This is a genomic window from Candidatus Villigracilis sp., assembly GCF_057083605.1.
Window position 1 is genome coordinate 50300 of sequence record NZ_JBXMTI010000114.1, and the last position, 25051, is coordinate 75350.

At 48.4% G+C, this 25051-nt stretch carries 24 protein-coding genes; 15 read left to right on the top strand and 9 right to left on the bottom strand.

Translation table 11 applies throughout. From position 1 onward, the window contains the following. Window positions 1-25 precede the first annotated feature (25 nt). The 6 genes from AC14M5_RS16840 to AC14M5_RS16865 all read right to left on the bottom strand — a co-directional run bounded on the left by AC14M5_RS16840 (window position 26) and on the right by AC14M5_RS16865 (window position 6817). Window positions 26-1516: a hypothetical protein gene (locus AC14M5_RS16840; protein ID WP_484030855.1), complete on the bottom strand. Its 1491-nt coding sequence runs from the start codon at window positions 1514-1516 to the stop codon at window positions 26-28. Next, window positions 1485-3050 carry a hypothetical protein gene (locus AC14M5_RS16845; protein WP_484030856.1) on the bottom strand — a complete coding sequence of 522 codons (1566 nt, stop codon included), beginning with the start codon at window positions 3048-3050 and terminating at the stop codon, window positions 1485-1487. The genes AC14M5_RS16840 and AC14M5_RS16845 overlap by 32 nt, the downstream gene beginning before the upstream one ends. Before the next feature lie 8 nt (window positions 3051-3058). Beyond that, a complete protein-coding gene (locus AC14M5_RS16850; protein WP_484030857.1) occupies window positions 3059-4312 on the bottom strand; it encodes a hypothetical protein in 1254 nt (417 codons plus the stop codon). Continuing rightward, window positions 4309-4914, bottom strand: coding sequence for a GNAT family N-acetyltransferase (locus AC14M5_RS16855; RefSeq protein ID WP_484030858.1), 606 nt, complete (start codon window positions 4912-4914; stop codon window positions 4309-4311). Before AC14M5_RS16855 ends, AC14M5_RS16850 begins: the two co-directional genes overlap by 4 nt. Window positions 4915-5009: 95 nt before the next feature. Continuing rightward, a complete protein-coding gene (locus AC14M5_RS16860; RefSeq protein ID WP_484030859.1) occupies window positions 5010-5918 on the bottom strand; it encodes a diacylglycerol/lipid kinase family protein in 909 nt (302 codons plus the stop codon). Next, a complete protein-coding gene (locus AC14M5_RS16865) occupies window positions 5915-6817 on the bottom strand; it encodes a DMT family transporter (RefSeq protein WP_484030860.1) in 903 nt (300 codons plus the stop codon). The genes AC14M5_RS16860 and AC14M5_RS16865 overlap by 4 nt, the downstream gene beginning before the upstream one ends. 267 nt (window positions 6818-7084) lie before the next feature. Between AC14M5_RS16865 and AC14M5_RS16870 the strand changes: the two genes are divergently transcribed. The 3 genes from AC14M5_RS16870 to AC14M5_RS16880 all read left to right on the top strand — a co-directional run bounded on the left by AC14M5_RS16870 (window position 7085) and on the right by AC14M5_RS16880 (window position 12499). Continuing rightward, window positions 7085-10525 (top strand): ATP-binding protein, encoded by a 3441-nt coding sequence (locus AC14M5_RS16870; protein WP_484030861.1) that lies wholly within the window; start codon window positions 7085-7087, stop codon window positions 10523-10525. Next, window positions 10515-11324 (top strand): SMODS-associated NUDIX domain-containing protein, encoded by an 810-nt coding sequence (locus AC14M5_RS16875; protein WP_484030862.1) that lies wholly within the window; start codon window positions 10515-10517, stop codon window positions 11322-11324. The genes AC14M5_RS16870 and AC14M5_RS16875 overlap by 11 nt, the downstream gene beginning before the upstream one ends. Before the next feature lie 110 nt (window positions 11325-11434). Continuing rightward, on the top strand, window positions 11435-12499 hold the full coding sequence (locus AC14M5_RS16880) for a radical SAM/SPASM domain-containing protein (protein WP_484030863.1): 1065 nt from the start codon (window positions 11435-11437) through the stop codon (window positions 12497-12499). Window positions 12500-12605: 106 nt separating this feature from the next. Here AC14M5_RS16880 and AC14M5_RS16885 read toward each other — a convergent pair whose 3' ends face one another. Then, window positions 12606-12896, bottom strand: a complete 291-nt coding sequence (locus AC14M5_RS16885; RefSeq protein WP_484030864.1) for a hypothetical protein — start codon at window positions 12894-12896, stop codon at window positions 12606-12608. Window positions 12897-12907: 11 nt separating this feature from the next. Here AC14M5_RS16885 and AC14M5_RS16890 point away from each other — a divergent pair, with 11 nt between their 5' ends. The 8 genes from AC14M5_RS16890 to AC14M5_RS16925 all read left to right on the top strand — a co-directional run bounded on the left by AC14M5_RS16890 (window position 12908) and on the right by AC14M5_RS16925 (window position 20107). After that, window positions 12908-14110, top strand: coding sequence for a glycosyltransferase family 4 protein (locus AC14M5_RS16890; protein ID WP_484030865.1), 1203 nt, complete (start codon window positions 12908-12910; stop codon window positions 14108-14110). Window positions 14111-14153: 43 nt separating this feature from the next. Next, the gene (locus AC14M5_RS16895) at window positions 14154-15119 is read left to right on the top strand and encodes an AAA family ATPase (RefSeq protein WP_484030866.1); all 966 of its coding nucleotides are present in this window, start codon (window positions 14154-14156) and stop codon (window positions 15117-15119) included. Between the two features lie 40 nt (window positions 15120-15159). Next, window positions 15160-16056 carry a sulfotransferase domain-containing protein gene (locus AC14M5_RS16900; RefSeq protein WP_484030867.1) on the top strand — a complete coding sequence of 299 codons (897 nt, stop codon included), beginning with the start codon at window positions 15160-15162 and terminating at the stop codon, window positions 16054-16056. Between the two features lie 63 nt (window positions 16057-16119). Then, window positions 16120-17496 carry a vWA domain-containing protein gene (locus AC14M5_RS16905; protein ID WP_484030868.1) on the top strand — a complete coding sequence of 459 codons (1377 nt, stop codon included), beginning with the start codon at window positions 16120-16122 and terminating at the stop codon, window positions 17494-17496. A gap of 131 nt (window positions 17497-17627) precedes the next feature. Continuing rightward, complete coding sequence (locus tag AC14M5_RS16910; protein WP_484030869.1) at window positions 17628-18704, top strand: DUF2652 domain-containing protein; 1077 nt, start codon at window positions 17628-17630, stop codon at window positions 18702-18704. Between the two features lie 126 nt (window positions 18705-18830). Next, the gene (locus AC14M5_RS16915) at window positions 18831-19196 is read left to right on the top strand and encodes a response regulator (RefSeq protein WP_484030870.1); all 366 of its coding nucleotides are present in this window, start codon (window positions 18831-18833) and stop codon (window positions 19194-19196) included. A gap of 72 nt (window positions 19197-19268) precedes the next feature. Continuing rightward, window positions 19269-19634: a response regulator gene (locus tag AC14M5_RS16920; RefSeq protein ID WP_484030871.1), complete on the top strand. Its 366-nt coding sequence runs from the start codon at window positions 19269-19271 to the stop codon at window positions 19632-19634. Window positions 19635-19744: 110 nt separating this feature from the next. Beyond that, a complete protein-coding gene (locus AC14M5_RS16925) occupies window positions 19745-20107 on the top strand; it encodes a response regulator (RefSeq protein ID WP_484030872.1) in 363 nt (120 codons plus the stop codon). Window positions 20108-20209: 102 nt separating this feature from the next. Here AC14M5_RS16925 and AC14M5_RS16930 read toward each other — a convergent pair whose 3' ends face one another. Next, a complete protein-coding gene (locus AC14M5_RS16930) occupies window positions 20210-20614 on the bottom strand; it encodes a c-type cytochrome (RefSeq protein WP_484030873.1) in 405 nt (134 codons plus the stop codon). Window positions 20615-20900: 286 nt separating this feature from the next. Here AC14M5_RS16930 and AC14M5_RS16935 point away from each other — a divergent pair, with 286 nt between their 5' ends. Together AC14M5_RS16935 and AC14M5_RS16940 are read left to right on the top strand one after the other, a co-directional pair. Next, window positions 20901-21779 (top strand): glycerophosphodiester phosphodiesterase family protein, encoded by an 879-nt coding sequence (locus tag AC14M5_RS16935; RefSeq protein ID WP_484030874.1) that lies wholly within the window; start codon window positions 20901-20903, stop codon window positions 21777-21779. Between the two features lie 4 nt (window positions 21780-21783). After that, complete coding sequence (locus AC14M5_RS16940) at window positions 21784-22599, top strand: DUF1684 domain-containing protein (protein WP_484030875.1); 816 nt, start codon at window positions 21784-21786, stop codon at window positions 22597-22599. 61 nt (window positions 22600-22660) lie between these two features. Here AC14M5_RS16940 and AC14M5_RS16945 read toward each other — a convergent pair whose 3' ends face one another. Beyond that, window positions 22661-23218, bottom strand: a complete 558-nt coding sequence (locus AC14M5_RS16945; RefSeq protein WP_484030876.1) for a nitroreductase family protein — start codon at window positions 23216-23218, stop codon at window positions 22661-22663. 46 nt (window positions 23219-23264) lie between these two features. On the opposite strand from AC14M5_RS16945, the gene AC14M5_RS16950 reads away from it, so the two are divergent. Together AC14M5_RS16950 and AC14M5_RS16955 are read left to right on the top strand one after the other, a co-directional pair. Then, window positions 23265-24302, top strand: coding sequence for a histone deacetylase family protein (locus AC14M5_RS16950; RefSeq protein WP_484030877.1), 1038 nt, complete (start codon window positions 23265-23267; stop codon window positions 24300-24302). Continuing rightward, window positions 24299-25051 (top strand): hypothetical protein, encoded by a 753-nt coding sequence (locus tag AC14M5_RS16955; protein WP_484030878.1) that lies wholly within the window; start codon window positions 24299-24301, stop codon window positions 25049-25051. Before AC14M5_RS16950 ends, AC14M5_RS16955 begins: the two co-directional genes overlap by 4 nt.

A 25051-nucleotide genomic window follows, 5' to 3' on the forward strand; every position in this document is an offset into this window, starting at 1 on the left:
TATGAAACGTTACTATTTTAACCCATTAAGGGCTTTTCCACAGATAGACAACCATATTTTGCCGCTCGAATTTCAAGGTGATTTCACTATTCGTTGTGAAGACTTGCTCCCCCTCTTCAGACAAAAGAGGATAAAACTCAGGAAAAGCGATTAAATAATCCGCGCCTTTTTCATTTAAAAATTCCACTAGCCGCGGTTCATCACGGATGAATGGAATAACTTCTGGCGAGATCAAACCGGCAAGATCAATCAATTCATGGTTATCAAAATACCCGAGCGCGCCAATATCATGCGCAGCAATGGTCGAATCGGCGGGCAGGTTTTCAGAGACCCATTTTGCCGTAGCCACCATTTCACTTTCAATAACCGCTACATCCCGTGCATAGGAATTCGCACCAAGAAAGATAAATGCAAAAGTGAGCATGGCAATGCTGCCGCGCCAGAATGTTTGCGCCACCCAATGATAACGAGCGAACATTTTACCGCTATCAAATTCAGCAAAAGCCAATAAACCAAAGAGGAAAAATATTGGCATGGCAGGCATGAGATAACGCCCGTGTTGATAAACAGGGAGACGTGAAATATAAAGCCAAAGGTAACCTGCGCACCAGATCAGCGCGGCAAGGCTGCCCCACATGCGTTCCCGAATAGACTTTAGCAGCCAACCGACAACACCGGGAATCAATACCAGGCTTGGGCCCACCAGCAATTGCAGTGACATTTGCCCAAGACGCTCAAGAATTGGCAGCATTTGCCAGGATGCATATTCCGCTTGCTTTGCATAAAAAGTATTTGGCATGGGCGTGCCGCCAATGGCAAGGTTAAATAATAAGTACAATCCAAAAAGAGAACCGAACCCAATGGTGTAACGTAGCATCGCTGTCAGACGTGAGCGGGTATCCTGTTCGATGAAAAAAATCGTCATCAGAGCGGGGCCGAGCAGAGTCAAACCGTCGGGGCGAACCCAGGCTGATAAACCGGTGAGCAGGCCCAGGGTCAAGTAGCGAGGCGAGTTCGTCATCAGCAAAACGAGAACAGTTGTGACGATCAATCCATGCAGTAAAGTTTCCATGCCAGACATCTCCGCCCAAACGAGATGCCATTCTAGTGCAATAAAAATGCCGACCCATGGGAAACGAGGGCGATAAGAATTCACAAGTTTGCGAGCTGCCCATTCACATAGAACTGCGAGTGCGAATAAAGTTAAGATGCCGAGGAAATAAGCCCAGATGTATGGCCCAAGTTTTAACAAAAAACCGATGGCAAGCAACGCCGACCACAATGGCGAGGTGGAGCCCGCGGATGGAATGCCGCTGCGAAATGCCCATTCGCCATTCAATGCTAGGTTGCGCGCGTAGGTTTGATGAATCCACGAATCATCGAGGGGGAAGCCAATTGCGTAGGTGAAGCGGCTTGTAAGCAAATAGATAAGCGCGATCAACAACGCCGCGAATGCGATGATTATCAAATCACGTTGTGAAATTTCATTGGTCGATCTTGAAGATGTGTGAACCATTGACCTCGCCTAAAAAAATGAAATTGTTATTCGCTTGCGGATTTTCCATCAAACTTTTTATTTGCGAAAGTGCAGCCTGCGGTTCAAGCACCAGATAACCTGCATCGAATTGATCTGCAACCGCAAGGATCGCATCTTCGCCGCCATATGGAATTGAAATTGCGGAACGTTCTGTTTCAAGATAATAACCCGGTGCATTACGCACGATCACAACATCATCAGGCTTGATCCCATTCGTGAGCAGGAATTGCTCCACAGCAGGGTAATTCGACTCGCCCTCACCCCACCCCAAACTGAACAAACGAAGATTGACAACAAAGGCCGTGAGGATGATCGCGATCATGACCAGCGCGCTTCGGAATATAACTTTGGTCTGGTCGTTGCCCCAGTTGCGTTTTCTCAACGACAGTAGAATCTCATCAAGACCCAAAGGCACAAGAGTCCACCACATGGGTTGGAGGGCCGCGCCTGCATGAAAAAATGCTCCGCGCGCACCGGCAAATGGAAAAATGAATGTCATTACAAGAAATAGGATCAACCAGGCGATGCCAGCAAGTTTTACCCGCTCATCTTTACGATAATAAATGATGCCTGCAATAATGAACGGAAATAATATGATGCCGCCATGCGCAGCAAATCCGCTTTGTAGGTTGATGCCCAGTGCCCACATTCTGGCTGCAATGATTTTGTCCCAACCAATTGCCAGAAAGGATTCTTTGCTAAGTTCTTCAGGTGGATAGATAAAAGTCTGGTTATAGTTTTCAAGCCAGAGAGCGCGGCTTCCACCAGGAGCCATGATGGTTCCGAAAGCATTTAAGTTCCGCGCATACCAGGGAGCCATGATGAAGAGAAAGCCGAGGAAAGCTATGAGGGAATTGCGTAGTGTGTAATTCGTAATTCGTGAAAAAGAGTCCTTAGGGGCACGCCACAAAATGAACAGGAATGTGAGCCCAAGCCAAAGCAACCCATCAGTGCGGGATAAGGCGAACAACCCCGCCAACAAGCCGAGGAAAAGCCAATATCGTTGACGGGACGGGTCTTCAATCAGCTTGGTGGAAAAGATGAAATACAGACCACCAAACAACATGAAGAGACTAAAGTTATCCGTTACGCCAACGAAAGGCGCATTGTAAATGGAAAAAATCGCTAATAGTGCAGATATGATCGCAAGGTCGCGTTTTTTGGAAAATGAATAAGCGAAGGCCGCGGTGACAGGCACAACCAAAGCGGCAATAATGATGAAAGGCAATCGCGCCGAAGCATAAGTGGCATCACCCGTCATCCACATACCCAAAGCAGAGATGATGGAAGCCAGAGGCATCCAGTATGTGTGTGATGGATGTGGCAAGGAGGTAGTTCCGTCAAGATAGTTCCATAAGTAGGGTTCGGTGAAGCCGTTCCCTTTAAAAAGTTGAATTCCACCCGCAAAATAATAATCTGAATCAAGGTAGCCTGGGGCAGGCTGAAATTGTGCGATGATGAGAGGCAGAATCAAGCCAGATATAAAAAGAAGGAAGTAAGCACGAAATGACATTACGAATCCTACTGACGAGATACCATGTCGCTCCAGACTCGTGGAGGACGAATCGCCCACCAGCGGATCCAGTATAAGCCGATGACGGTGAATAATGGAAGAAAGAGGAAGATGATGTTCTGAGTCAAGTCACCAAAGCGAGGCAGGGCAAAGAAATACATAGCCCAGGGAAGTATAAAAACAGCCAATAGGAGCAGGATCGTCAAAAAAGTTCCGAAGCGCTGCCAACGGTCATAAACAACAGCGAAGATGAGTGCTAGTGGAATCACTAATACAGCGAGGTGTTCCATTTCTGTGCGGAAGCCCAGCAAGGGTGAAGCTGCAAGTGACAGGCAGCAAACCCAATAGAATCTTCTATAGTCTGCGTTGTGAGCCGCGCTCCATTCGTAGCCGAGGGCAATAATCAGGATGCCGATAAAAATCCATGTGACAGTGTCGCTTTGAGTTGGAAATATTCGGGCAAAAGCCTCGTGGATCGAGAAGCCAAAATCTTCGCGCAGGTTATTCATGCCGGCACGCAGATAAGGGATGATCCAATTTGGATACCAGAGAAAAGAAATGGCCAGTAATACAAGCAAAAGCATTCCAAAGCCTGCATACACTCTTGCGCGCCCTTCACTGTAAACGCGCCAGGCGACCAAGAACAAAAACGGTGCGCCAACTTCCCAATAGTATAAAGAGACAGCCATCAATGCGCCTGCAAGTTCATCCTGCTCGGCGCGCAGGGCAAGCAAAATGCCTGCATAGATCAAGCCAAGCAATAAGACGGGACTTGCTTCAAGAATGGCTTGAAAAGAATAGTAATTGAAAATACAAAATAATAAAAACAGAGCCCAAAAGTAACGCGGCGCTTCCCAGTCTGTGAGGCGCAGGCTTAGCAGGGTAAGGGTGAACAAGGCCAGTTCGAGGATTAAGGTAAATATCGCCCGGGCAAGCTGAGGGTTGGAGAGAAGCGAAAAAGGAAAATAGAGCAGGAGAATGTGAAAGGGTGTATCCAGAATGTAAGTCTCATCGCCCGCCTTCGCTGAGTCTCCATAAACCAATTCCTGAACCTGTACAGGGACCTGTCCGCTATATGGATCAATTTTTTCAAAAAGAAAAGAACGACTCCCAACCCAATGGACATAAAAATCTCCGCCGCCCGTGAGAGTGAGATTTGCAAAGACCAATGCAGATGAGATGATCAAAAACAGGATCACAACCAGCGCAATAAATATGTAGTCACGCGAAGTGAGGGATTTGGATGGAGGTTGAAATGTCATTGCCCCTCACCCTGCCCTCCCCCGGAGGGAGAGGAAATAATGTAACGAAAGATGGGACGTGTGGGCGAGTTGCGTGCAGCTTCCTTGAACCCAGCTTTGATAAATGCCGATGCAGTACCGGTAAAGACAAAGGGCGCTGGCTGAACCTCTTCCGAATCCACGGGGTAACCTTCCACAATTTTGCCGCCGCGACCTTTTACATATTCGACTGCGGCTTTCAGCAATTCAACTGCGATGCCTTGCTGGCGATGCTTCTTTTCAATAAAGAAACAAGTGACAGACCATACTTCCTGATCATCGATTGGTTTTAGCACACGCGAATGCGCAAGTTTTGGATAAGCGCTGCGCGGTTCGACTGCGATCCAACCAACGGGATAACCCTCGGAATAAGCCAGCAAGCCAGGGACAATTTTCGCATCCACAATGGACTTTTGCATTTGCCTGGTCGAGTCGCCGGTATTCTCGCTGAAGTCTTTCCCGCGCAATTTCCAGAACATACACCAGCAACCACCACAAGCGCCGTTATCACCAAACAATAGCTCAAAATCACGCCAAAGTTTTTGCGTGAGGGGGTGGAAGGAAAGATCGAGAGGTTCAGTCATTGAGGAAGGATGAAACTGCGTGTTGGATAATTCGTAACCATGAATTCATCCATAGAGTATGCAATTTTTGTATTTAGCTTTCCGTATTTACATTACTATGGCAGGAGGATTTTTAACCGTTGCGGGAAGATTTCGTATTTCAAGCTTTTCACCCATTCGGGAAATAATTCACCGTCTGTGTGTGCAGGAGATGGCTTATCCAGTTCAATGGAGAGGCGCGTTGCGTTGACTTCGTACATGCCATCCATTTCGACGAAACTACCTTTATCGGGTTTCATCGCACGAGGCAGGGCCTGAAATAATCCGAGACGCGTTCCGCGATAGCCATAAGAAAATGTCAACTTGCCATCGCGCAAGTCGGCATGTGGAGACATAAAGAAGATACCACCTGTGCGCGGCCCGTTCCCAATTGAGATCAACGAAATCGGGCCTTCAAAGGAACCGCCATCCCATTCAAGTTTTGAGTGCCACTCGGGCTTATCCATAATGCCTTGAATTGCAGCGACAAGATAACGAGGTACGCCTCTTATCCAATGGATTTTTTCCTGCTTGGTGGAGACGTAGGGTTCCAAACCTGCCGCAGAATTGTTCGCAAAATATCGGTCATTGCATTTGCCGATATCGATCAAATCCGTTTTACCTGCCGCAATGGTTTTGGCGGCTGCGCTCAAATCCCTTGGAATGCCGAGATTATCCACCAGATCATTCGCTGAACCGAGAGGGATAATTCCAAGCGGACCAATCGGGTATTCCACCGAGCCGGCAACTGCGCGGATCATGCCATTAACGACTTCGCCGATGGTTCCATCTCCGCCCGCCGCGATAACAGGCGAAAACCCTGCGCGTGCAGCTTCTTCAGCAAGTGCAACTAACGCGCCCTTGCGCTCAGAGGCGACCACTTCAAAGTCAACACCTGCGGCTTTGAGCGCAGCCTCAGCTTCAGGCCAGCGAGCCTTTGCCTTCCAACGATTCGAGTAAGGGTTTAATACTACGATGGCGGTCATCTGCCCTCCACGGTGTGGTCATAATCAATTGTACCCCGTAGACTCCACTCCTTGAATTGTGACAGCAAAACTGCAATGAAGATCAACACACAACCAAAAATTTGGATGGCAACCAACGTCTCATTTAGCAATAACCAGCCAGCCAGAACAGCAAAAACGGATTCGAGACTCAGGATCAGAGCCGCATCTGCTGGAGGAGTATGGCGCTGTGCCCAGACTTGAAGCGAGTAACATAAACCAAGTGAGAAAATTGCTGTATAAGCAATTGCAAACATTAACGGCCAGCTAAATGACATCAGCGGCTCGACGAATACACCAACAGCGAGGTTCAGGAGTCCGCACACGATCAGTTGACCGAGGGAAAAGGACATCGCCTCAAACTTGGATGCATACTTACCCAGCACGATGACGTGTAACGTCCAGAACAATGCACCGATCAATTCAAGCGCGTCTCCGGTGCGGACCTCGAACCTGCCACCTGTCGAAAGGAGAAATGCCCCCGCCCCGGCCAATACAACTGCAACTATCGACAACCAATGCGGCTTTTCGCCCCAGAAAATGAACAACGCAATGGGAACGAGCACCACATACAAAGCAGTAATGAAGCCAGCGTTTCCAGCCGTGGTGTAGACCATCCCCAATTGTTGCAATGCACTCCCCATAAACAAAAAGAAGCCCGCAACGAACATCCATTTGTATTGCGCACGTGGCAGGTAGGTCGGATTGGCAATCCGACCTACACGAAATGCAAACGGCAAGACCACCAGCGCCGCCAGCAGATAACGCGCTCCGTTGAATTGATAAACACTTCCCATCTGCCCCGCAACGCGCTGAGCCACGAAGGCGGAACCCCAGATGATGGAAACTATTAAGAGAGTTATATCTGCCTTAAACCGCATTGTTTTCCTTCCACTAAATGATCGTGTTCAAGTATTGCCGCATGGCCATGGCGATAAATAAAAGTAAACCTGCTTGTAAGCACGTGAGTAAAATAAATCCTGTGCTTGATTGCCCATCAGCGGAGGCGAGGTTATAATTTGTATTGACATTATCCCACAATGGGACTTTACAGAATCATTCGGTATAACACCCTACCAGAGTATTTTATCATTTCGCAAGAATCGTATCTGACGTTTTATTTGACTAGTGAAAAGAGATTAAATACTGTGCCTGAATTGACAACCGATTTTCAATCCCTGCCCGAAGAATATCAACACGTCATTCATCTGGCACAGGAAACATACAAGATAATTGTCGCGCCGCTTCAACTATTGGTTGGAGGCTGGTCTGGCGCGGTTGTCTATCTTGTCAGCGTATCGTCAAACGATACGAAACGCGTAGAGCATTGCATCCTGAAGCTGGATCGCAAAGGCAAGTCTGCGAAATCGGATGAGGTCACACGCCACAATACCGTGATGAGCAAGTCCACGCCTGAGTTTGCCCGCGATCACATTGCTGAATTGGTTTTTGACCGCGTCGAACATGAAGGCGCTATCGCGATCTTTTATCGGATTGCCGGTCAGTCGCTGCTCAAATATCTGCCCTTATCAAAATATGAACGGCAAAGTCAACTCAAAATCCTTTTTACAGAAACAAATACTGTTTTGCTGAATGAATGGAATGGCAATGCGACTTTTGAACAAGCCGTTCACCCCCAAACGGTATTGAAAAAATGGCTCGGTTTTCGGCTGGATGAAGGCGGCAACGTGCAACGCTTCCTGCAAGAGACCTGCGGGGTCAACCCTGATGTGGCGGGCTTCCTCATTAGCGGACATGTTTTTCCAAATCCACTACTCCATGCGCGCAGGCCTGAACCGTGGGGCAAGGTCCGCGCCATGGATGTTGCCACAGGTTTCATCCACGGAGATCTGAATACCAATAACATTTTGGTCAAATTTGCAGATGATAAAGAATCTCTTGAAGGCTATTACCTGATCGACTTTGCGCTGTTCAAAGAGAACATGCCTCTGTTATATGACCAGCGCTATTTGGAAATGTCCTATTTAATGCATGCCATGTCGCAAGTATCTTTTGCGAAGTGCATCAATTTTCTCACCTTGCTGGCCGTCGCAGATGTCCCGGATCCGCACAAGATGCCTATCGAGATGTCGGGTGTGAGTGCAGTGATCGGGTCCGCTCGAAGCGCATTTGCAGAATGGGTTCAAGCGAATCATCCGAGTCTGCATGACGATCTATGGGGACAATATTGGCTGGCTGGGGTTGCCGCCGGGTTGGGTTATTGTCATAAGCCTGGTCTATCGGATGAACAACGAATGGCTGGGTTGATCTTTGCTGCGGCCAATCTCAAACGCTATGCCGCAACTTTCAAGCTGCCGCTCCCAAGCACCGTGGAGTTGCTCTACGATGAGAACCAATCAGGTGCAGGGTCGCCCGGCGCCTCAAAGGTCCGGAAGCTAAAACATAACCTTCCCACACAACCGACTCCGTTCATTGGGCGCACAACACAAATCGCATCGATCAAAAATTTGTTGCTACTCGCAGACACTCGCCTGGTTACCCTTATAGGACCTGGCGGCACTGGCAAGACACGCCTAAGCTTGCAAGTAGCACAGGAATTGCTTGACCAATTTCCCAATGGCGTCTATTTTGTCCCATTGGCTGACGATACAGACGCCAATCAGTTCATCTCCCGAGTTGCCCAACAGCTCGAAGTTCGCGAAGGTGGCCGTCCCCTGCTCGAGAATGTTAAAGACTATCTGCGCGACAAACGCCTATTATTGGTATTAGATAACTTTGAGCAACTGGTCTCCACCGCGCCAGTCGTGGCCGATCTCCTCGCGGCGGCCTCGCAGTTGAAGATCATCACCAGCAGCCGCATCGCGCTCAACATACAGGGCGAGCACGGATTCCCAGTCCCACCATTGGATATGCCTCAAACAGAAAATATGTTGACGAAAGAAAATCTGGCAGAGAACGAATGCGTCATCCTATTCGTTGAACGCGCACAGGCAGTCCATCCTGATTTCGCATTGACGGATGACAACGCTTCCGCCGTCGCCGAAATCTGCCGCCGTCTCGATGGGCTGCCACTTGCCCTTGAACTCTCTGCCGCCCGCATCAAACTCCTCCAGCCGCAAGCGATACTGGCGCGTTTGGATGACAAACTCAAACTACTGACCGGCGGCGCGCGGGATCTGCCAACGCGTCATCAGACGCTCCGCAACACACTTGAATGGAGTTATGACCTTTTACATGAGGATGAGAAAATTTTATATGCCCGCCTCAGTGTATTCGTGGGCGGATTCACACTCGAAGCCGCCGAAGCGGTATGCAATCCAGATGGCAAGCTCGATATCCTCGAAGGTCTCACATCTCTGATAAACAACAGTTTGCTGCGTCAGGAAGATACAGCCGATGGCGAATCGCGCTTTGGAATGCTCGAAACCATCCGCACCTACGCGCTTGAGCGTCTTACAGAGAGCGGTGAAATGGATGCCTTACATGCAGGACATGCGCAATATTACGGCAGTATCATTCTCGATCAGGCAGGGCTTCAAATCTACTCGTCGAATTCTTCGCATTGGCTGAATTGGTTCGAACAGGAACTCGATAATATTCGGGCAACCTTAAGCTGGGGGCTATCTTCGCCGCAGGGCATTCAACTTGGCACGGGTCTCGTCTTTGTGCTATTCTGGTTTTGGTATCGGCGCGGGTACTTCATGGAAGGCCTCGAATGGGCGGATAAATATCTGGCAGTTCCGGACGTTCAAAATACGCCTCCACTCCGCGCATTAGCGCTTGGATCAAGCGGCATGATGGCGCTATGGCAGGGCAAGCAGGATATGGCTTTATCAAAGCTACAGGAGATGCTCTCCATCGTGCAAACGCTGGAAGATGACCGTATGGTGGCAATGACAAAACTGTCAAATGGAATTGCTTTCATCAACATGGGCAGGGACGGCGACGCGCAACCATTGTTGGAGCAAGCCAGTCAATTTCTCAAGAAAACTGATCAGCCTTATTTCCATGCGCTTACACTTGTGCACTTGGGCAACGCCGAACTTGGCTTGAGAAATCCAGAACAGGCGCGTGCTTATCATGAAGAAGCTCTTGCCAAAGCTCGTGTAATTAACGAAAACTGGTTGATCTCCTTCGCGCTTAACAATCTCGGTGAGGTGGCGCGCACACAAGGTCAATTTGACCTGGCACGGAAATACTATGAGGAATGTGAGTCACTATTGCGCGCCATGGGCGACCGCGGTGATGTAGCACGCTTCGTTCATAATTTGGGATACATCGCCCAGCATGAAGAAGATTTCGAACGGGCTGAATCCCAATTCAGAAAAAGTCTGACGATGTTCAGACAGTTGGGTAATCGACGCGGCATTGCGGAATGCCTGGCTGGGCTGGCTGGTTTGAAAGCGCAACAGGGACTAACGGTATGGGGCGCCACCTTGCTCAGCGCGGCGGAGTCGCTGTTGAAAGTCACGGGCGGCGCCTGGTGGCCCGCCGACCGCGTGGAAGTGGAACGCAACCGTGAGATGATGAAATCCGCACTCGGGGTTGATGAATTTGCAAAGGCACAGAAGACCGGCGTGGCAATGAATATCGATCAAGCTATCGCCTTTGCCTCCAATGAAGCATAACCCAGGCATTGGCGCGACTCCAGACCTAAGCTTGCGCGTCAGTGTGGCTACACTGGTGCGAGTCGTTTTCAATCATCCGACAAACGGCGAGTTGATGCTGGCACTGGAACGCCAGGCAACTCTGCGTAACGCTAAGATTGAAGTAAAGTCTCAGCCCTTCGGCGGAGCGATACGCATTCTCGACATGACCGCGCTGCGTGACCAGATCGGGGATTTTCGTTTTGACAGCGAGCGCTCACGCTCCGAACAGGATTTCCGCATCTTTATTCGACCTTCAAGCTGGTCAGCAGTTCGAGATTTTTGCGTTGAACATCTTAATCGTGTTGACGATCCCATTCTCGAAACCAACCCTTCGCGCGAATTGGCCGAGGAATTCGCCGACGCACTAAAGGTTAACTTGAAGCCAGAGCAATACATCCACATGCCAATAGCAACTGTCGTCGAGAATGAAGCAGCGCCAACAGAAAATATCCACGCGAAGGGAATTCACACAGTCAGGGTTTATCGAATTTTCGAGGCAACCATTTCAGACTCAGCTCTGGCACAGCACATGTTGACAAACAGCGAGAGTCTATCGCATCAGGCTATATGTACGCTTGCCTTGGAGGACGCTCAAAAGGGCGGCAAGGGAAGGGCAAACGCTATTTTGGCTTTGCCGTTGAAACAGATCAGCGAGGCCTATATTGCCACTGCGCTTAAAGAACGCAATGCCCCCATTTTGTTTGAGGAGAATCTACTGGATGAAACTGTGGCGGCTGTACTGGTGGATATTTCTGTGCCGAAATATCAAAGACTATAGCGCAATCAAAATAGGTACTGTAGGGCTTTGCGGTTTCTTTTGTGCCTGGTCGCAAGTGATACAATTGGATTAAATTCTAATTATTCTTTTACGAGACAAACACTTTAGCCATGTATAACCTTGAACAAATAGAATTAGAAAAAGACGAAATGCGTCAGGCTGTGTTGAACGCCCGCGCCTATAAACCCATTTACGTAAAGATCAAAGTTAATTATGGATGCAATCTCAAATGCGAGATGTGCAAGCACTGGCGCGAGACACGTGAAGCGCCCATTTCAATGGATCGATTCAAAGAGACCATTTCGGAGTTGGCCGAACTCGGCTGCAAGAAAATCCATTTCTCGGGCGGGGAGCCAATGCTCAGGCCGCGCTTGCCCGAGCTGGTTGAACATGCTTCGCAGTTAGGTATGCGCGTCACACTTACAACCAACGGCACATTAATTGATAAAGCCAAAGCCAAGCGATTGGTTGAAGCAGGTCTACGCGGCGTGAATGTTTCGATTGATTCACCCATCCGCAAGACACATGAGAAGATCCGCGGAGTGGAAGGCTCGTTCAAGTTAACCACCAAAGCAGTTGAGCTATTCAACAAGTATTCACATAAAGGCAAGCTGACCGTCCGCATCAACACCGTTGTCAGCCGCAATAATTATTTCAGCCTCGCCACGCTACCTGACCTGGCTCACGAACTCGGCGCGGACGGAATCAACTTAATCCCAGTCGATGACCATTGTGGCGAACATCTCTCGATGCGCAAAAAAGACATCGCTCTGTTCAACGAAGAGATCGCACCGCATATTGAGAAGCGCGCGCTGGAATTGGGCGTGAATATCGCAGATGAAGATGCATTTCCATTTGGCAGAGATGAGAATGAGGTCCGCCTGGGGCGCGCTGGCCGATACGCATTCGGCTACTATAGCAAGCATCCCTGCTTCGCCCCGTGGACGCACAGCCTGATCGATTTCAATGGGCTTGTATATGTGTGCTGCATGACGCGCGAACAGATCGCCCCGCTTGGTGATATTCGTAAACAATCGTTCAAGGAAATTTGGGAAGGCGGTGCGTACCAGGCCGTGCGCCTAAAAATGCATCCACCTTCACTAAAGCCCTGTCAGCGCTGCGACGATTTTATTGTTGAGAACAAAAAGATCTGGGAAACGATTGGTCCGTATTAGCATTCGTCATTGCGAGGGCGATGCTTTTCGCCTGAAGCAATCTCAAATATTGTGGCGGGGATTGCTTCGTCGGGAAGAACACCCTCCTCGCAATGACGACAAGTAATTAACTCAAATCAGAAAACATATCGCCGCTGTCGTCAGCATCATTATCGTTGAACCTGCTTGAGCGGCCAAAAGAATCAAGATCAGAAGGCGTGAACAACGCCGCGGCAATCGGCAAAGCCACGGGCATATCCAGCCCCTGCTGGCAAGCCAAACACATGCGGCCCGAGGGCGTTGCAGTTGTGTGTTCATCGCAAAATCCGCGCCCGCACTTTATACATTTGCCAAGCGACGGATTCTCACACTGATGCGGAATAAGATAACCAATAATCATTTCACATTTTTCAGCCATTGAGCCACCTCATGAAAATTGCATTAATTTCCGAAAAGTATACACCAGACATCGGCGGACTTGCAATCTCAACAGGACGATTGGGTCACCTGCTTGCATCGGCTGGACATGAAGTCCGCCTCTTTGCCCCGACCTCGAACCTGCCACCCTCCGAAAAGCGGACTCTACCCTTGGGCAGAATCAGCATCACCCGCTTCGGCGCGCACAAACGTGTGGACGATACATTGGTCGATTGGTTTGAACTCATCATTGAAGAACACAAGCGCGACCCATTCGATGTGCTTCACGCCTACTTTCTTCCACAAGCAGGGTTTGTTGCTACTTACGCAGGAAAATATTTGAACATCCCCAGTGTTGTTTCCATCCGCGGCAACGATGTCGAACGCGCTGCATTTGACCCATCCAAATTTTCGCATGTGATGTATGCGTTACAAAATGCAAGTGCTGTGACAACCAACGCAAGCGAGTTGGTGAAGAAAGCAAAAGCATTTGTAGATCGTGAAATTATTTTGATTCCAAATGGGATCGATGTGAATTGCTTCAAACCAAAGCCGAAGAATGCAGGACTAGCGGAGGCTTTAGGTATTTCTCTGGAGTCCGACAGCTTGCTCCTCGATAACCGACAGCAAGCTGTCGGACTCCAGAGGAAAGCTGTGATTGGCTTCGCAGGTGAGTTGAGAGAGAAGAAGGGATTAAAAACTCTCTTAAATGCCTACGCGCAGGTCAACAAGAAACGACCCACCACCCTTCTAATAATTGGCGAAGTGCGCTCTGGAGAAGATAAAGCAACCTTCGACGAATTCCAACTCTCGAATCCTGACCCCCAAATTATCGTCACTGGAATAATTTCACATAAAGACACATCTGCTTATTATTCTCTCGTTGATTTTTTTGTCCATCCCTCGTTGCGCGATGGGATGCCCAATGCGGTTCTCGAGGCAATGGCATGTGAAAAACCGGTCATCGTCACCCCCGTTGGCGGGATTGTAGATGTGGTTGAAGATCGCCATAATGGGATGATAATTCCCGTAAACAATGTAGATGCGCTGAGCGCCGCGATCGAAACATTATTCACAGATGATGTTTTAAGAAAGAATTTGGGCCGATCGGCACGTCAAACGATCATGGAGCAGTTCACGCCGGAGAAGGAATTGACGGCAAATTTGGAAGTGTATCAAACGCTTGGATTGCAGATTAAGTCGGTGGTCGAGTAGCTTGGAGCCCGGCGTCGGGACCACCAGAGGATAAATATTAATAATGACAACTCTCTTCGACTCAACCAAAAATGTAAAATCAGAATTATCCAAACAAAAATATATTGCATCGGATGAGATTTCGACCATTGTCTATCTCTCTCAGAAATTGGGCAAACCGCTGCTGGCAGAAGGTCCTGCAGGCGTAGGTAAGACGGAACTGGCCAAGGCCATTGCCGGTGCAACGGGACGCGAGTTGATCCGCTTGCAGTGTTACGAGGGGTTGGACGAGTCCAAGGCATTGTATGAATGGGAGTATTCAAAGCAATTGCTATATACACAACTATTGCGTGACAAGTTGAATGACACTTTAGGCCAGGCAGGTTCACTTTCAGAGGCGGCGGACAAATTAGCCAAAGAAGAAGATGTTTTCTTCTCATCACGCTTCCTATTGCAGCGCCCATTGTTGAAAGCAATCTTAAGCGAACAGCCCACCGTATTGTTAATCGATGAAATTGACCGGGCGGATGCTGAGTTCGAGGCTTTTCTGCTGGAAGTGCTAAGTGACTTTCAGGTATCCGTACCTGAGTTAGGGACAATGTCTGCCAAACACATTCCCTTCGTCATCCTGACATCCAATAACACACGCGAACTTTCGGAAGCGTTGAAGCGGCGCTGTTTGTATTTGTTCATTGACTATCCATCCTTAAGTGAAGAACTTGCAGTAGTGAGATTGAAAGTACCCGATTTGAATCCGAAACTGGCCCAGCAAGCAGTGGAGTTTGTGCAAAAGCTCCGCAAAGCGGACATGCGCAAATCTCCCTCCATCAGCGAGACTTTGGATTGGGCAAATGCACTCGTTGCCTTGAATGCATCCAATTTAGATAAGGATGTTTTGGAAGATACATTATCGGTATTGCTCAAACACGAAGCCGATCTGCAAAAGGCGAAACGACAGATCATGGCTCCCCCTCCGCAACCACCGAAGCCAAGAAGCAATGATGAGTTTGGAAGGTTCTCTGGAAATTAAAAACAAACATCTTGATGAAACACTTTAGAGGTAATCAAAGATGAACAAACAGGAATATTACACACGCCCAACTACCATTCAGGAAATGCAGGAACGCATGACAAACTTTGCTACGCCTGAAGGATGGCAGCGCGGGCTTGATTACAAACCCGATCCCACTGACGTATTCATCGTCACCCCTCCGAAATGCGGCACAACCTGGATGCAACAGATCGTACATGGATTGCGAACACGCGGTTCAATGGATTTTGACGAAATTACGCGCGTCGTTCCATGGATCAACATGGCGCACGATACGGGCATCGACATCTACGCGCCGCAAGTTGCCCATCCGCGCGCCTTCAAAACACACAGCACCCTGGATGAAGTACCAAAAGGCGGCAAATATATCGTTATCCTGCGCGACCCCAAGGATGCGTTACTTTCCCATTATCATTTTTTTGAAAATTTTTTCTTCGAGAAAGGCTCGATAGATATCGAAACTTTTGCGAGAGAACATTACATACCCCGTAGTGACATCTACAAACACATCACAATACTTTGGAACCAGCGCAAGGATCAAAACATTTTGCCAATGTGCTATGAAAACATGAAAGCGGACCTGCCTCAGACCATTGAACGGGTGGCAGAATTTATCGGCATTCCGCTTGATGGTGAGTTGCGAGAAATCGTCTTGAGGCAGTCAGATATCAAATTTATGCAGGCGCACGAAGAGCAATTTGAAGATCACATCATTCGCAAAGCACGCAGTGTCGCAATGAGGCTACCCATGGACGGTCAATTATCCAAAGTGCGCAATGGGCAGGTTGGTGGTGCAAAATTATCGCTGCCTGAGGATATTAAGCAGGAAATGGATATTCTCTGGCAGAATGAAATCACACCCAAAATCGGCTTGAGTTCGTACGAGGATTTGAGAAAAGAATTGATGGTTATGTAGGGGCGGGGTCTCCCCGCCTAAGGCGAGACGCTACGCAGCCTCGCCCCTACGAGGATATAGATTATGGAATCTCGTATCTTACAATTAATTACAGCATTACGCGCGAGCGGGGTGCGCGTATCTCTTGCGGAATCCGCAGAGGCATTTTCGGCGGTGGATATTATGGGGATTCAAGACCGCGAGGAATTTCGTTTGTCTCTGCGTGCCACTTTGATCAAAGACTTGAAAGATATTCCCACCTTCGATAAATTATTTCCGCTCTTCTTTGGCACTGGTCAACCGCCAATGATGGGCGGAAATCCTACCGATGATATGACCCCTGAGGAAGCCCAGATGTGGGCGGAGGCGATGCGCCAGTTTGCTGAGTCACTCCGTCAGCGGATGGAAAGGCTGATGAATGGCGAGCAGCTATCTCGGTCAGAGTTGGAGGCGCTGGGTCAACTCGTCGGATTGAATCAGGTGGATAATCCCGAATATCAAAAATGGATGGCGGAGCGTATGATGCGCGCTTTAGCCTTCCCCGAAGTGCGCGAGGCGTTGAGGAAGTTGATGGAGCAACTGGCGCAGATGGGCATGAGCCGTGAGCGTATCGAGCAGATCCGAAATATGATCCAGCAGAATATGCAGGGTATGCAGGAACAGATCAATCGATTTGCGGGCGAACGTATTGCCGAGAATTTAAGCGAGCGCCCGCGCGGGGAAAATATTGATAACTTGATGAACCGCCCCTTCCACGCGCTTTCGGATGCGGACAAAAAACTTTTACAGAATGAAGTGAAGCGGCTCGCAGCCGCGCTGCGTACTCGAATTGCATTGCGACAAAAACATGCCAAAAGCGGACAGCTCGACCCGAAGGCAACCATACGAGCGAATCTCAAATATCACGGTGTACCGATGGAGATCAAACATAAAGACCGCGTCCGCAAACCGAAGATCGTGGTCATTTGCGATATCAGCACTTCGATGCGATTTTGCTCGGAGTTGATGTTGAGTTTTCTTTTCGCCTTGCAGGGACAAGTCCGTAAGACACACGCCTTTGCGTTCATCGACCATCTTGAATCGATCTCGGAGGATTTCAGCGGCTCAAACGCGGACGAAGCGATTGCTTCTGTTCTTTGGCGGATGCCCAGCGGACATTACAACACCGATCTCGGCTGGTCGCTCAACGATTTCAACAACGAATACATGGATACACTCAATGGGCAAACGACTCTGATCATCGTCGGTGATGGACGCAATAATTACTATGACCCGCGTTTGGATATTTTCTCTGTGATGAGCCGCCGCGCCGCGCGGACTATCTGGCTGAATCCCGAACCCCCATACCTTTGGCACGGTGACAGCGACATGCCAAAGTACGCGCCGCTTTGCAGTGATGTATTGAAGGTCAGCAATTTGAGAGAGTTGGCAGCGGCTGTGGATGATTTGTTGACGAGATGATGTTCTTAACATGAAGGACACAAAGGTTTAACAACGAAAACTTCCGAAGGATTCACGCTTCGGAAGTTTTTTTATTTTCTCAGGTCTTTATAGAGTAAACTTGGGTGCATACTTAAATCTTACAGGTGCATATGGCAACCAAAGGCTACTTTATTATTACCGATATTTCAGGCTACACGGAATACCTCACCCGTTCCGAACTCGACCACGCCAATGAGACTTTACAAAGCCTGTTCGATGCACAGCTCGCGCACATAAAATTTCCACTGCATATTTCAGGTTTCCGCGGGGATGCGATCTTCATGTACGTACCCGAGATCGAGTTCATCAATCCGCAAAGTTTTTTGGAAACACTTGAAAATCAATATATTGTTTTTTCAGAGACCCTGCAGCAGATGCGGTTGAATACTACTTGCACCTGCCGCGCCTGCAAAAACATGAACCTGCTGGATCTGAAAATGTGCATTCACTTCGGCGAGTATCTCATCCAAAAACTGGGTGACCGCGAAGAACTGCTCGGCGCGGATGTCATCGTCCCACACCGTATGCTAAAAAATAATGTCACTGAAAAAACGGGGGTCAAAGCCTATGCCTTGTTTTCGGATGCCGCTGCCAAAGAACTCAAGCTGGATTCCTTATGCGAGCCGCTTCTTGGTCACAGCGAGGCTTACGAACACATCGGCCAGGTGGATATGCAAATCCACAATTTGCAAGCAGCCTGGAAAAATTATCTGAACCAAAAACGCATCTTCGTCGACCCTGAAACTGCGTGGATCAAAATCGAGCTGGATATTCCCTTCCCGCCTTCGCTGATCTGGGATTACATCACAACACCAGCACTTGAAGCGCCAATCCTCGGTTTGGAATCCGTCAAGCGCACCGACGAATTGGGTGGCCGCACCCGGCCTGGCTCAAAATTCCACTGTGCATATTCCAGTGGTGATTTTTTCAATAAGGTTGTGGATTGGAAACCCTTTGACTATTACACCGTTCAGCAAAACGTCATAGGTGACATCGAATATTATCGGACTATTCAAATGCAATATGATGGAACTATAACAAAATTTGGTCTTTACGTCAGTAAGCCTGATAAAGAAGCTCCCGAAGGCTTTCGTGATTTTCTGGAGATGGCCGCCAGGCAGGGATATGAGCGGCTGGCTCCCACCATGCAGGCAGATCATGAAAGTGGGAAAATATCGACGCAATAGAAAATGTGATCGAATAGCAATGTTGTTCAGACTGTATATTGGGGATAATTTCTTGCATCAACCCATCTTTAATTGTATGATTAACGAAGGTTGCATGCATAATGGCAGCTCTTTCGGAGAACAATTATGGCAAAAATCCTGATCGTGGATGACGACGAAAAAGTTACAACTTTGTTGAAGCGATTTCTTTCATCGATGGGCTATCAGGTCACCACGATCAATCATAGTTCGAAAGCCATTCAGACTGCGAACACGATCATCCCCGATCTCTTTATCTTAGATATTATGATGCCGCACCCCGATGGCTTCACGCTCTGCAGGCTGCTGCGCGACGACCCTAAATTTTCAAAGACCCCCATCCTGATCATCACCGCCCTTGATAACACCAATAGCAAGGCAACTACTTTCGGCGCAAATGACTATCTCTCAAAGCCATTCAACCTGGATGAACTCTCGATAAGAATAGATGCGTTGCTCGATAAAAAAACATAAGCCTTGTAAACCAATCTGCTCCAACAAAACTCATTCTATACATTACATTAGATTTTTATATGGAGAATGATCATGGCAAAAATATTAATCGTGGACGACGACGCAGAAACCACAACTCTGTTATCAGCCATCGTTAAATCCATGGGGCACGAACCGATCTCGGTCAATCAAAGTTGGCACGCTCTCACTACTGCAAAAGCCGAAAAACCATCGCTCGCCCTGCTGGACATCATGATGGCAGAAATTAACGGAATCGATTTATGCAAATTCATCAAGGCAGACCCGGAGCTTAACGAGATTCCAGTCATTATGGTTTCGGCCCTCAGCGACGAAGGCAGCAAAAGGGACTCATTCAATGCTGGAGCGCTGGATTTCATCACAAAACCGATCCATAAACATGAGCTTGCGCAAAGAATAAAATCTGCCCTGGGTGAATAATACCCACACGAAGCCCGGATTCCATCAAACCCATCGTCTTGCCATATATAATTTTTGACTGTATGATTGCGTAATTCTCAAGAATTCATTCTTATGGATCGGAAAAACTTATGGCAAAGATCATGGTAGTGGACGATGACAAACTTGTAACATCACTCTTGGAAAAATTACTTTCCATAGAAGGCTACGAAACGGTAGCCATTAATGAAAGCTCAACAGCACTTGCGGCGGCAATGGACGTAAAACCCGATCTCATCCTTTTAGATCTGATGATGCCGCAGCCCGATGGCTTTAAGTTATGCAGAATGCTGCGCCAGGAACCTGAATTCGCTGATACCCCCATCATCATTATCACCGCTTTGGATGATAGCGACAGCCGGGCCGTTGCCTTCGGCGCAGGCGCAAATGATTACATCACCAAACCATTCCACCCGGATGCTCTCACCGCAAGAATTAAAGAAATGCTGGAATAAATTAATTACATCTCGAGGAATATTCAGGTTGGTTGTAAAAAAAGTAAAATTAAAAGGCACATCCTTTCAACGAGATGTGCCTTTTGCAAACTTGCTTCGCTTTTACTTAAGCGTGCGAATAAAAGAAACAGCCTGCCAGATCTGCTCGTCGGTCAGAATGCCCTTCCATGCAACCATGGAGGTGCCTTCCTTACCAGTGGAAATACGCCAGAACAAATAATCGTCGCCAACCGTAGCTTGGAGTTCGGCAAGATTCTTCGGAGCAGGATCAAGCGCCGCACCAGCAGGACCGTCACCATGTCCCTCGGGGCCGTGGCAGGCTTCACAGTTGGTCTTGAATACGAGAGCGCCAGCCGCAGCGGCATCCGCGCCAAGCGGATTGGTCTTACCAGCGTATTCAGCAGGGACAGGAGCCAGGGTGGCAACTGCATCCGCACCGCCACCGCCACATGCAGCGAGGACAAGAGCGGTGAAAACTAAAACAACAAACAGGATTTTCTTCATCATATGCCTCCGAGTGTTATATGTATCAAATAGCGGTTGCTATTATAGGTGTTATGTGAAATCATGTACAGTTTCATTTAATTTTGATATATCCTTCAATTCATTCCTCTTTGTGACCGCTTCGCTTCATGCCGCGCTTCATCTTGATCCTGTTTTCTCAAGCCGACTCATCATCTGACAATGAGCGCCCGTGAAAAGTAGACTCACATGTAAGCCAAATTTTCAATCCGACTTACGCAGCATCTATTTGAAGGGTAAAATTGACCAACTATTCTTCGGAGCATGCTCAATGAAATTAAGAACCTGGCAAAAGATCGTCATTATTCTGTTCGCAATCCTTGCTATTCTTCGTATTGCCTCCAAACCCGCGCCTGAACACCCCTACTACGCCAACGACTTGAAATATCCTCTTGTGATTGCGCATCAAGGCGGCGACGGACTCTGGCCCGGCGATACCTTATTCGCTTACAAAAACGCAACGGCTTTGGGTGTGGATGTATTGGAAATGGATATTCACATCACCGAAGATGGCGTGCTGGTACTCATGCACGATGAAGCCGTGGATAGAACCACAGACGGCACTGGCGAGATCGAATCCATGACCCTTGCAGAACTCAAGCAACTGGATGCGGGCTACGACTGGTCTCCAGATGCAGGTGCCACCTTTCCATTTCGTGGGCAGGGAATTACTGTCCCGACATTGGAGGAAATCTTTCAGGAATTTTCGAACATGCGCATGACCATCGAAATCAAGAAATCAAACGCTTCGATGATTAAGCCCTTCTGCAGCCTGATCCGCGAATATAAGATGCAGGAAAAAGTTCTGGTCGCCACCTTCTATGATGACAAGATGAAAGAGTTTCGCGCGGAATGTCCCGAGGTTGCCACCTCCAGCGCCAAAAACGAAACCACCGTTTTTGTTTTACTTACCAAACCCTTCCTGGGTAGTTTTTATTCGCCGAAGTTTTTCTCACTGCAAGTCCCCGAAGAATCAGGCGGCATCACGGTGATGACCGAAGCCTTCATCCGCGCGGCGCATGAACGTAACCTGGCTGTGGAACCCTGGACGATCAACGACGCCGAGACCATGCGCCTCTTCATCGAATGGGGCGTGGGCGGTATCATTACAGACAGACCAGACATTATGCTTGAAGTTTTAGGAAGATAAATCTATGACATCCTACGAAACCAGTATCAACGATCTCCGTAAAAAGAGAGACAAAAATACAGCCTCCGACCCATTACATTGGCTTAATCTGGCAGGTTTATTCTGGCTGGAAGAAGGCGAAAATACCTTTGGGAGTGACGAAGGCAACAAGATCAGCTTGCCTGCTTTTCCGCTCGCGCACTGCGGAATATTTGAACTAAAAGATGGCTTGGTCACGCTTCGGTCCACTAAAGGCGCTAGCATCAACCTCAACGGAGCAGCCCCGGAAGCCCGCCCCTTACACACCGATCGCGACAAAGAACCTGACCTGATCAATATCGGCTCACTCACCATGAAGATCATTATCCGTGGAGGGGCTCCCTTAGTAAGAGTTTGGGATAGAGAATCACCCGCCCAAAAGAATTTCACAGGCTTTCATTACTACCCTGTTAAGCCAGAATACCGCGTCACCGCAAAATACATCCGCTATGACCCACCCAAACCAATTAGGGTAGTTGAAATAATTGGCACAGAAATCGACAGCGCGTTATTAGGACAGGCTCAATTCACGCTCAACGGTGTGGATTGCACTCTTGAAGCCGAAAAAAGCGGTGAAAAATTGCTTTTCAATTTCACCGATGGAACAAACAAAGACACCACATACGGCGGCGGAAGAAAATTCTATCTGCCGAAACCAGAGGTTGATGAAATCATTCTCGATTTCAATCTGACTGAAAATTGGCCCTGCGCTTATACACCCTTCGCAACCTGCCCCATCCCGCCCAAAGAAAATCGTCTGCCCATAAAAATTGAAGCAGGCGAACTGAAATATCATGAATAAAAACAAGCCGTGGAGGAAAATTTCACGGCTTGTTACGCTTCACGCATCACGTTTTACGAATTTATTCCATCCATTTCGCTCTATCTTCAAACCTCGGTCTCACACGCAGTTCAGGCCAAAATTCGGGATACCCCACATAAATAAAACCAACAATAGTTTGATCGGCAGCAAAGCCCAAAAATTCCTTTACCTTTGCATCCCGCGCCCATTCGCCTGTGCGCCAGATCGTGCCGAGTCCCAAAGCATGAGCCGCTAATAAAATATTCTGTGCAGCAGCAGATGCGGCAGAGACATTCTCGATTTCGATGATCTTTGGTTCTGTTGGTTTATCCACACCAATGGCAATGAGCACAGGAGCGCGGAGCGGCAAGGCGCGGGTCTTGTCCAAACCTTCGGGTGGAGTAGCAGGGTTACGGTCCAGAAAAGAGGCGGCCATCACATCACCCAATTTTTTTCGCCCATCCCCAGTCAAAACAACAAAACGCCAGGGCCGCACTTTATGATGGTTGGGAGCTTGTACCGCGGCGCTTAAAAGTGTTTCGATCACATCACGCGGAACAGCATCCTGCTTTACCTGTTTGATCGTTTGTCTTCCATGTATTGCTTCGATTACATCCATCGTTCCTCCGTTCATCACAGACGCTTACGGGTAAAATTGTCTTACCATGAACATATTTTTTTCCAAAGCACATCGCAAACATTATCCGCCCTTTGAGGTTTTTGATGGTGGCAAACGTGTTCCATATTACGAGAGTCCAGATCGCATGGATCGGATTCTATCTGCGCTCCAAAAAACAGATTGGGCTGATTTCGCTGAACCAAAAGATTTTGGACTCGACCCGATCTTATCTGTGCATGATAAGAATTACATCAACTTCCTCGCCTCCGCCTGGACCGAGTGGCTGGCCTCTGACCCTGAGGTTGCGGCTGCGCCTGAGCAGAATGCCTTCCTGCCAGCCACATTTGCATTGAGACGCCAACCTCGCATACCGACCACATTGCTTGGCAAAGGCGGCTACTACATTATGGATTTATCCGCGTGCATCGTTGAGGGGACATACATGGCATCATTGGCTTCGGCTAACTGTGCACTGAGTGCGGCGGAATTAGTTATCAGTGAACAGCTATCGGTCTTTGCATTGTGCCGCCCTCCCGGGCATCACGCAGGCAGAGATTATGCCAGCGGATATTGTTTCATCAACAACGCGTCCGTTGCGGGAAACTGGCTTTCTTCAAAAGGAAAAGTTGCCATCCTTGATATTGATTATCATGCAGGCAACGGCACACAGGATATTTTCTACGAACGAAATGATGTGTTAACCATCTCCATTCACGGCGACCCCGAGTTTGAATATCCACACTACATAGGCTTTGCAGATGAAATTGGCTCGGAGGCAGGGCTTGGCTTCCACAAAAATTTCCCGCTTCCCAGAAACACAGGTGACGTTGACTATTTATCTGCATTAGATGAAGCCTTGAACATGATCAAAACCTTCGCGCCGAAATACCTTGTTCTCTCTACAGGCGTGGATATTTTTGATGGCGATCCGCTCGGTACATTCAAAATTACACACGAGTGCATTGGCGAAATAGGGAAAAGGATTGCCGCAATGAATTTACCAACTGCCATCATCATGGAAGGCGGTTACGCCAACGATGCGCTTGGTGCTAATATTGTCAAATTACTGGAGAATTTCAAATGAGAAAAGCTTTCCCTGTTTTACTGCTATTTCTATTTGCAGTATCCGCCTGCGGACCTTCACCTGAAGAACAGGCCACACTGACCGCCGCCTCGTGGACACAAACGCCCAGCTTCACGCCTAGCCCAACTGCAACGTTTACGCCAACAATAACACTTACCCCAACCATCACGCTCACCCCCACGATCACAGCCACACCGACATTTGCATTTCCAACAGTCACTGTCAACAAACAAGCACATTGCAGGTACGGTCCCGGGGTCGCCTACCTTCACGCCGCTGATTTGTTCGTAGATGATGCTGGCAGTGTGCGCGGAAGAGCGCTTTACAGCAGTTGGCTTTACATAAAATTCGACAAGTTAAATTATTTCTGCTGGGTTGCACCCTCCGTTGTGGATGTGGTCGGCGACATCAGCAATATCAAAAAGGTGGAGCCAAATCTTTTATCGATTGGAAGCAACCGCTACGGCCCGCCATCCAATGTGCAGGCGACTCGCTTTGAAGAGGAAGTCAACATTACCTGGGATCAAGTGGATATGACAAACGACGATGATCGCGGCTACTTTATTGAAGCATTTGTTTGTCAGAACGGCAACTATCTGTGGTGGACGCAAGACTTTCCCGAACAAACAATAACTACTTTCTCTGTCAAAGATGAAGCAGGCTGTGCCGCGCCATCTTATGGAAAATTATATACGGTTGAAAAACATGGATACTCGAACCCAGTGGATATTCCGTGGCCTGCGCCATAG

Coding starts and splice junctions, on each gene's coding strand:
- AC14M5_RS16840 (WP_484030855.1), bottom strand. CDS start 1,516: ATGGTTCACACATCTTCAAGATCGACCAATGAAATTTCACAACGTGAT.
- AC14M5_RS16845 (WP_484030856.1), bottom strand. CDS start 3,050: ATGTCATTTCGTGCTTACTTCCTTCTTTTTATATCTGGCTTGATTCTG.
- AC14M5_RS16850 (WP_484030857.1), bottom strand. CDS start 4,312: ATGACATTTCAACCTCCATCCAAATCCCTCACTTCGCGTGACTACATA.
- AC14M5_RS16855 (WP_484030858.1), bottom strand. CDS start 4,914: ATGACTGAACCTCTCGATCTTTCCTTCCACCCCCTCACGCAAAAACTT.
- AC14M5_RS16860 (WP_484030859.1), bottom strand. CDS start 5,918: ATGACCGCCATCGTAGTATTAAACCCTTACTCGAATCGTTGGAAGGCA.
- AC14M5_RS16865 (WP_484030860.1), bottom strand. CDS start 6,817: ATGCGGTTTAAGGCAGATATAACTCTCTTAATAGTTTCCATCATCTGG.
- AC14M5_RS16875 (WP_484030862.1), top strand. CDS start 10,515: ATGAAGCATAACCCAGGCATTGGCGCGACTCCAGACCTAAGCTTGCGC.
- AC14M5_RS16880 (WP_484030863.1), top strand. CDS start 11,435: ATGTATAACCTTGAACAAATAGAATTAGAAAAAGACGAAATGCGTCAG.
- AC14M5_RS16885 (WP_484030864.1), bottom strand. CDS start 12,896: ATGGCTGAAAAATGTGAAATGATTATTGGTTATCTTATTCCGCATCAG.
- AC14M5_RS16890 (WP_484030865.1), top strand. CDS start 12,908: ATGAAAATTGCATTAATTTCCGAAAAGTATACACCAGACATCGGCGGA.
- AC14M5_RS16895 (WP_484030866.1), top strand. CDS start 14,154: ATGACAACTCTCTTCGACTCAACCAAAAATGTAAAATCAGAATTATCC.
- AC14M5_RS16900 (WP_484030867.1), top strand. CDS start 15,160: ATGAACAAACAGGAATATTACACACGCCCAACTACCATTCAGGAAATG.
- AC14M5_RS16905 (WP_484030868.1), top strand. CDS start 16,120: ATGGAATCTCGTATCTTACAATTAATTACAGCATTACGCGCGAGCGGG.
- AC14M5_RS16910 (WP_484030869.1), top strand. CDS start 17,628: ATGGCAACCAAAGGCTACTTTATTATTACCGATATTTCAGGCTACACG.
- AC14M5_RS16915 (WP_484030870.1), top strand. CDS start 18,831: ATGGCAAAAATCCTGATCGTGGATGACGACGAAAAAGTTACAACTTTG.
- AC14M5_RS16920 (WP_484030871.1), top strand. CDS start 19,269: ATGGCAAAAATATTAATCGTGGACGACGACGCAGAAACCACAACTCTG.
- AC14M5_RS16925 (WP_484030872.1), top strand. CDS start 19,745: ATGGCAAAGATCATGGTAGTGGACGATGACAAACTTGTAACATCACTC.
- AC14M5_RS16930 (WP_484030873.1), bottom strand. CDS start 20,614: ATGATGAAGAAAATCCTGTTTGTTGTTTTAGTTTTCACCGCTCTTGTC.
- AC14M5_RS16935 (WP_484030874.1), top strand. CDS start 20,901: ATGAAATTAAGAACCTGGCAAAAGATCGTCATTATTCTGTTCGCAATC.
- AC14M5_RS16940 (WP_484030875.1), top strand. CDS start 21,784: ATGACATCCTACGAAACCAGTATCAACGATCTCCGTAAAAAGAGAGAC.
- AC14M5_RS16945 (WP_484030876.1), bottom strand. CDS start 23,218: ATGGATGTAATCGAAGCAATACATGGAAGACAAACGATCAAACAGGTA.
- AC14M5_RS16950 (WP_484030877.1), top strand. CDS start 23,265: ATGAACATATTTTTTTCCAAAGCACATCGCAAACATTATCCGCCCTTT.
- AC14M5_RS16955 (WP_484030878.1), top strand. CDS start 24,299: ATGAGAAAAGCTTTCCCTGTTTTACTGCTATTTCTATTTGCAGTATCC.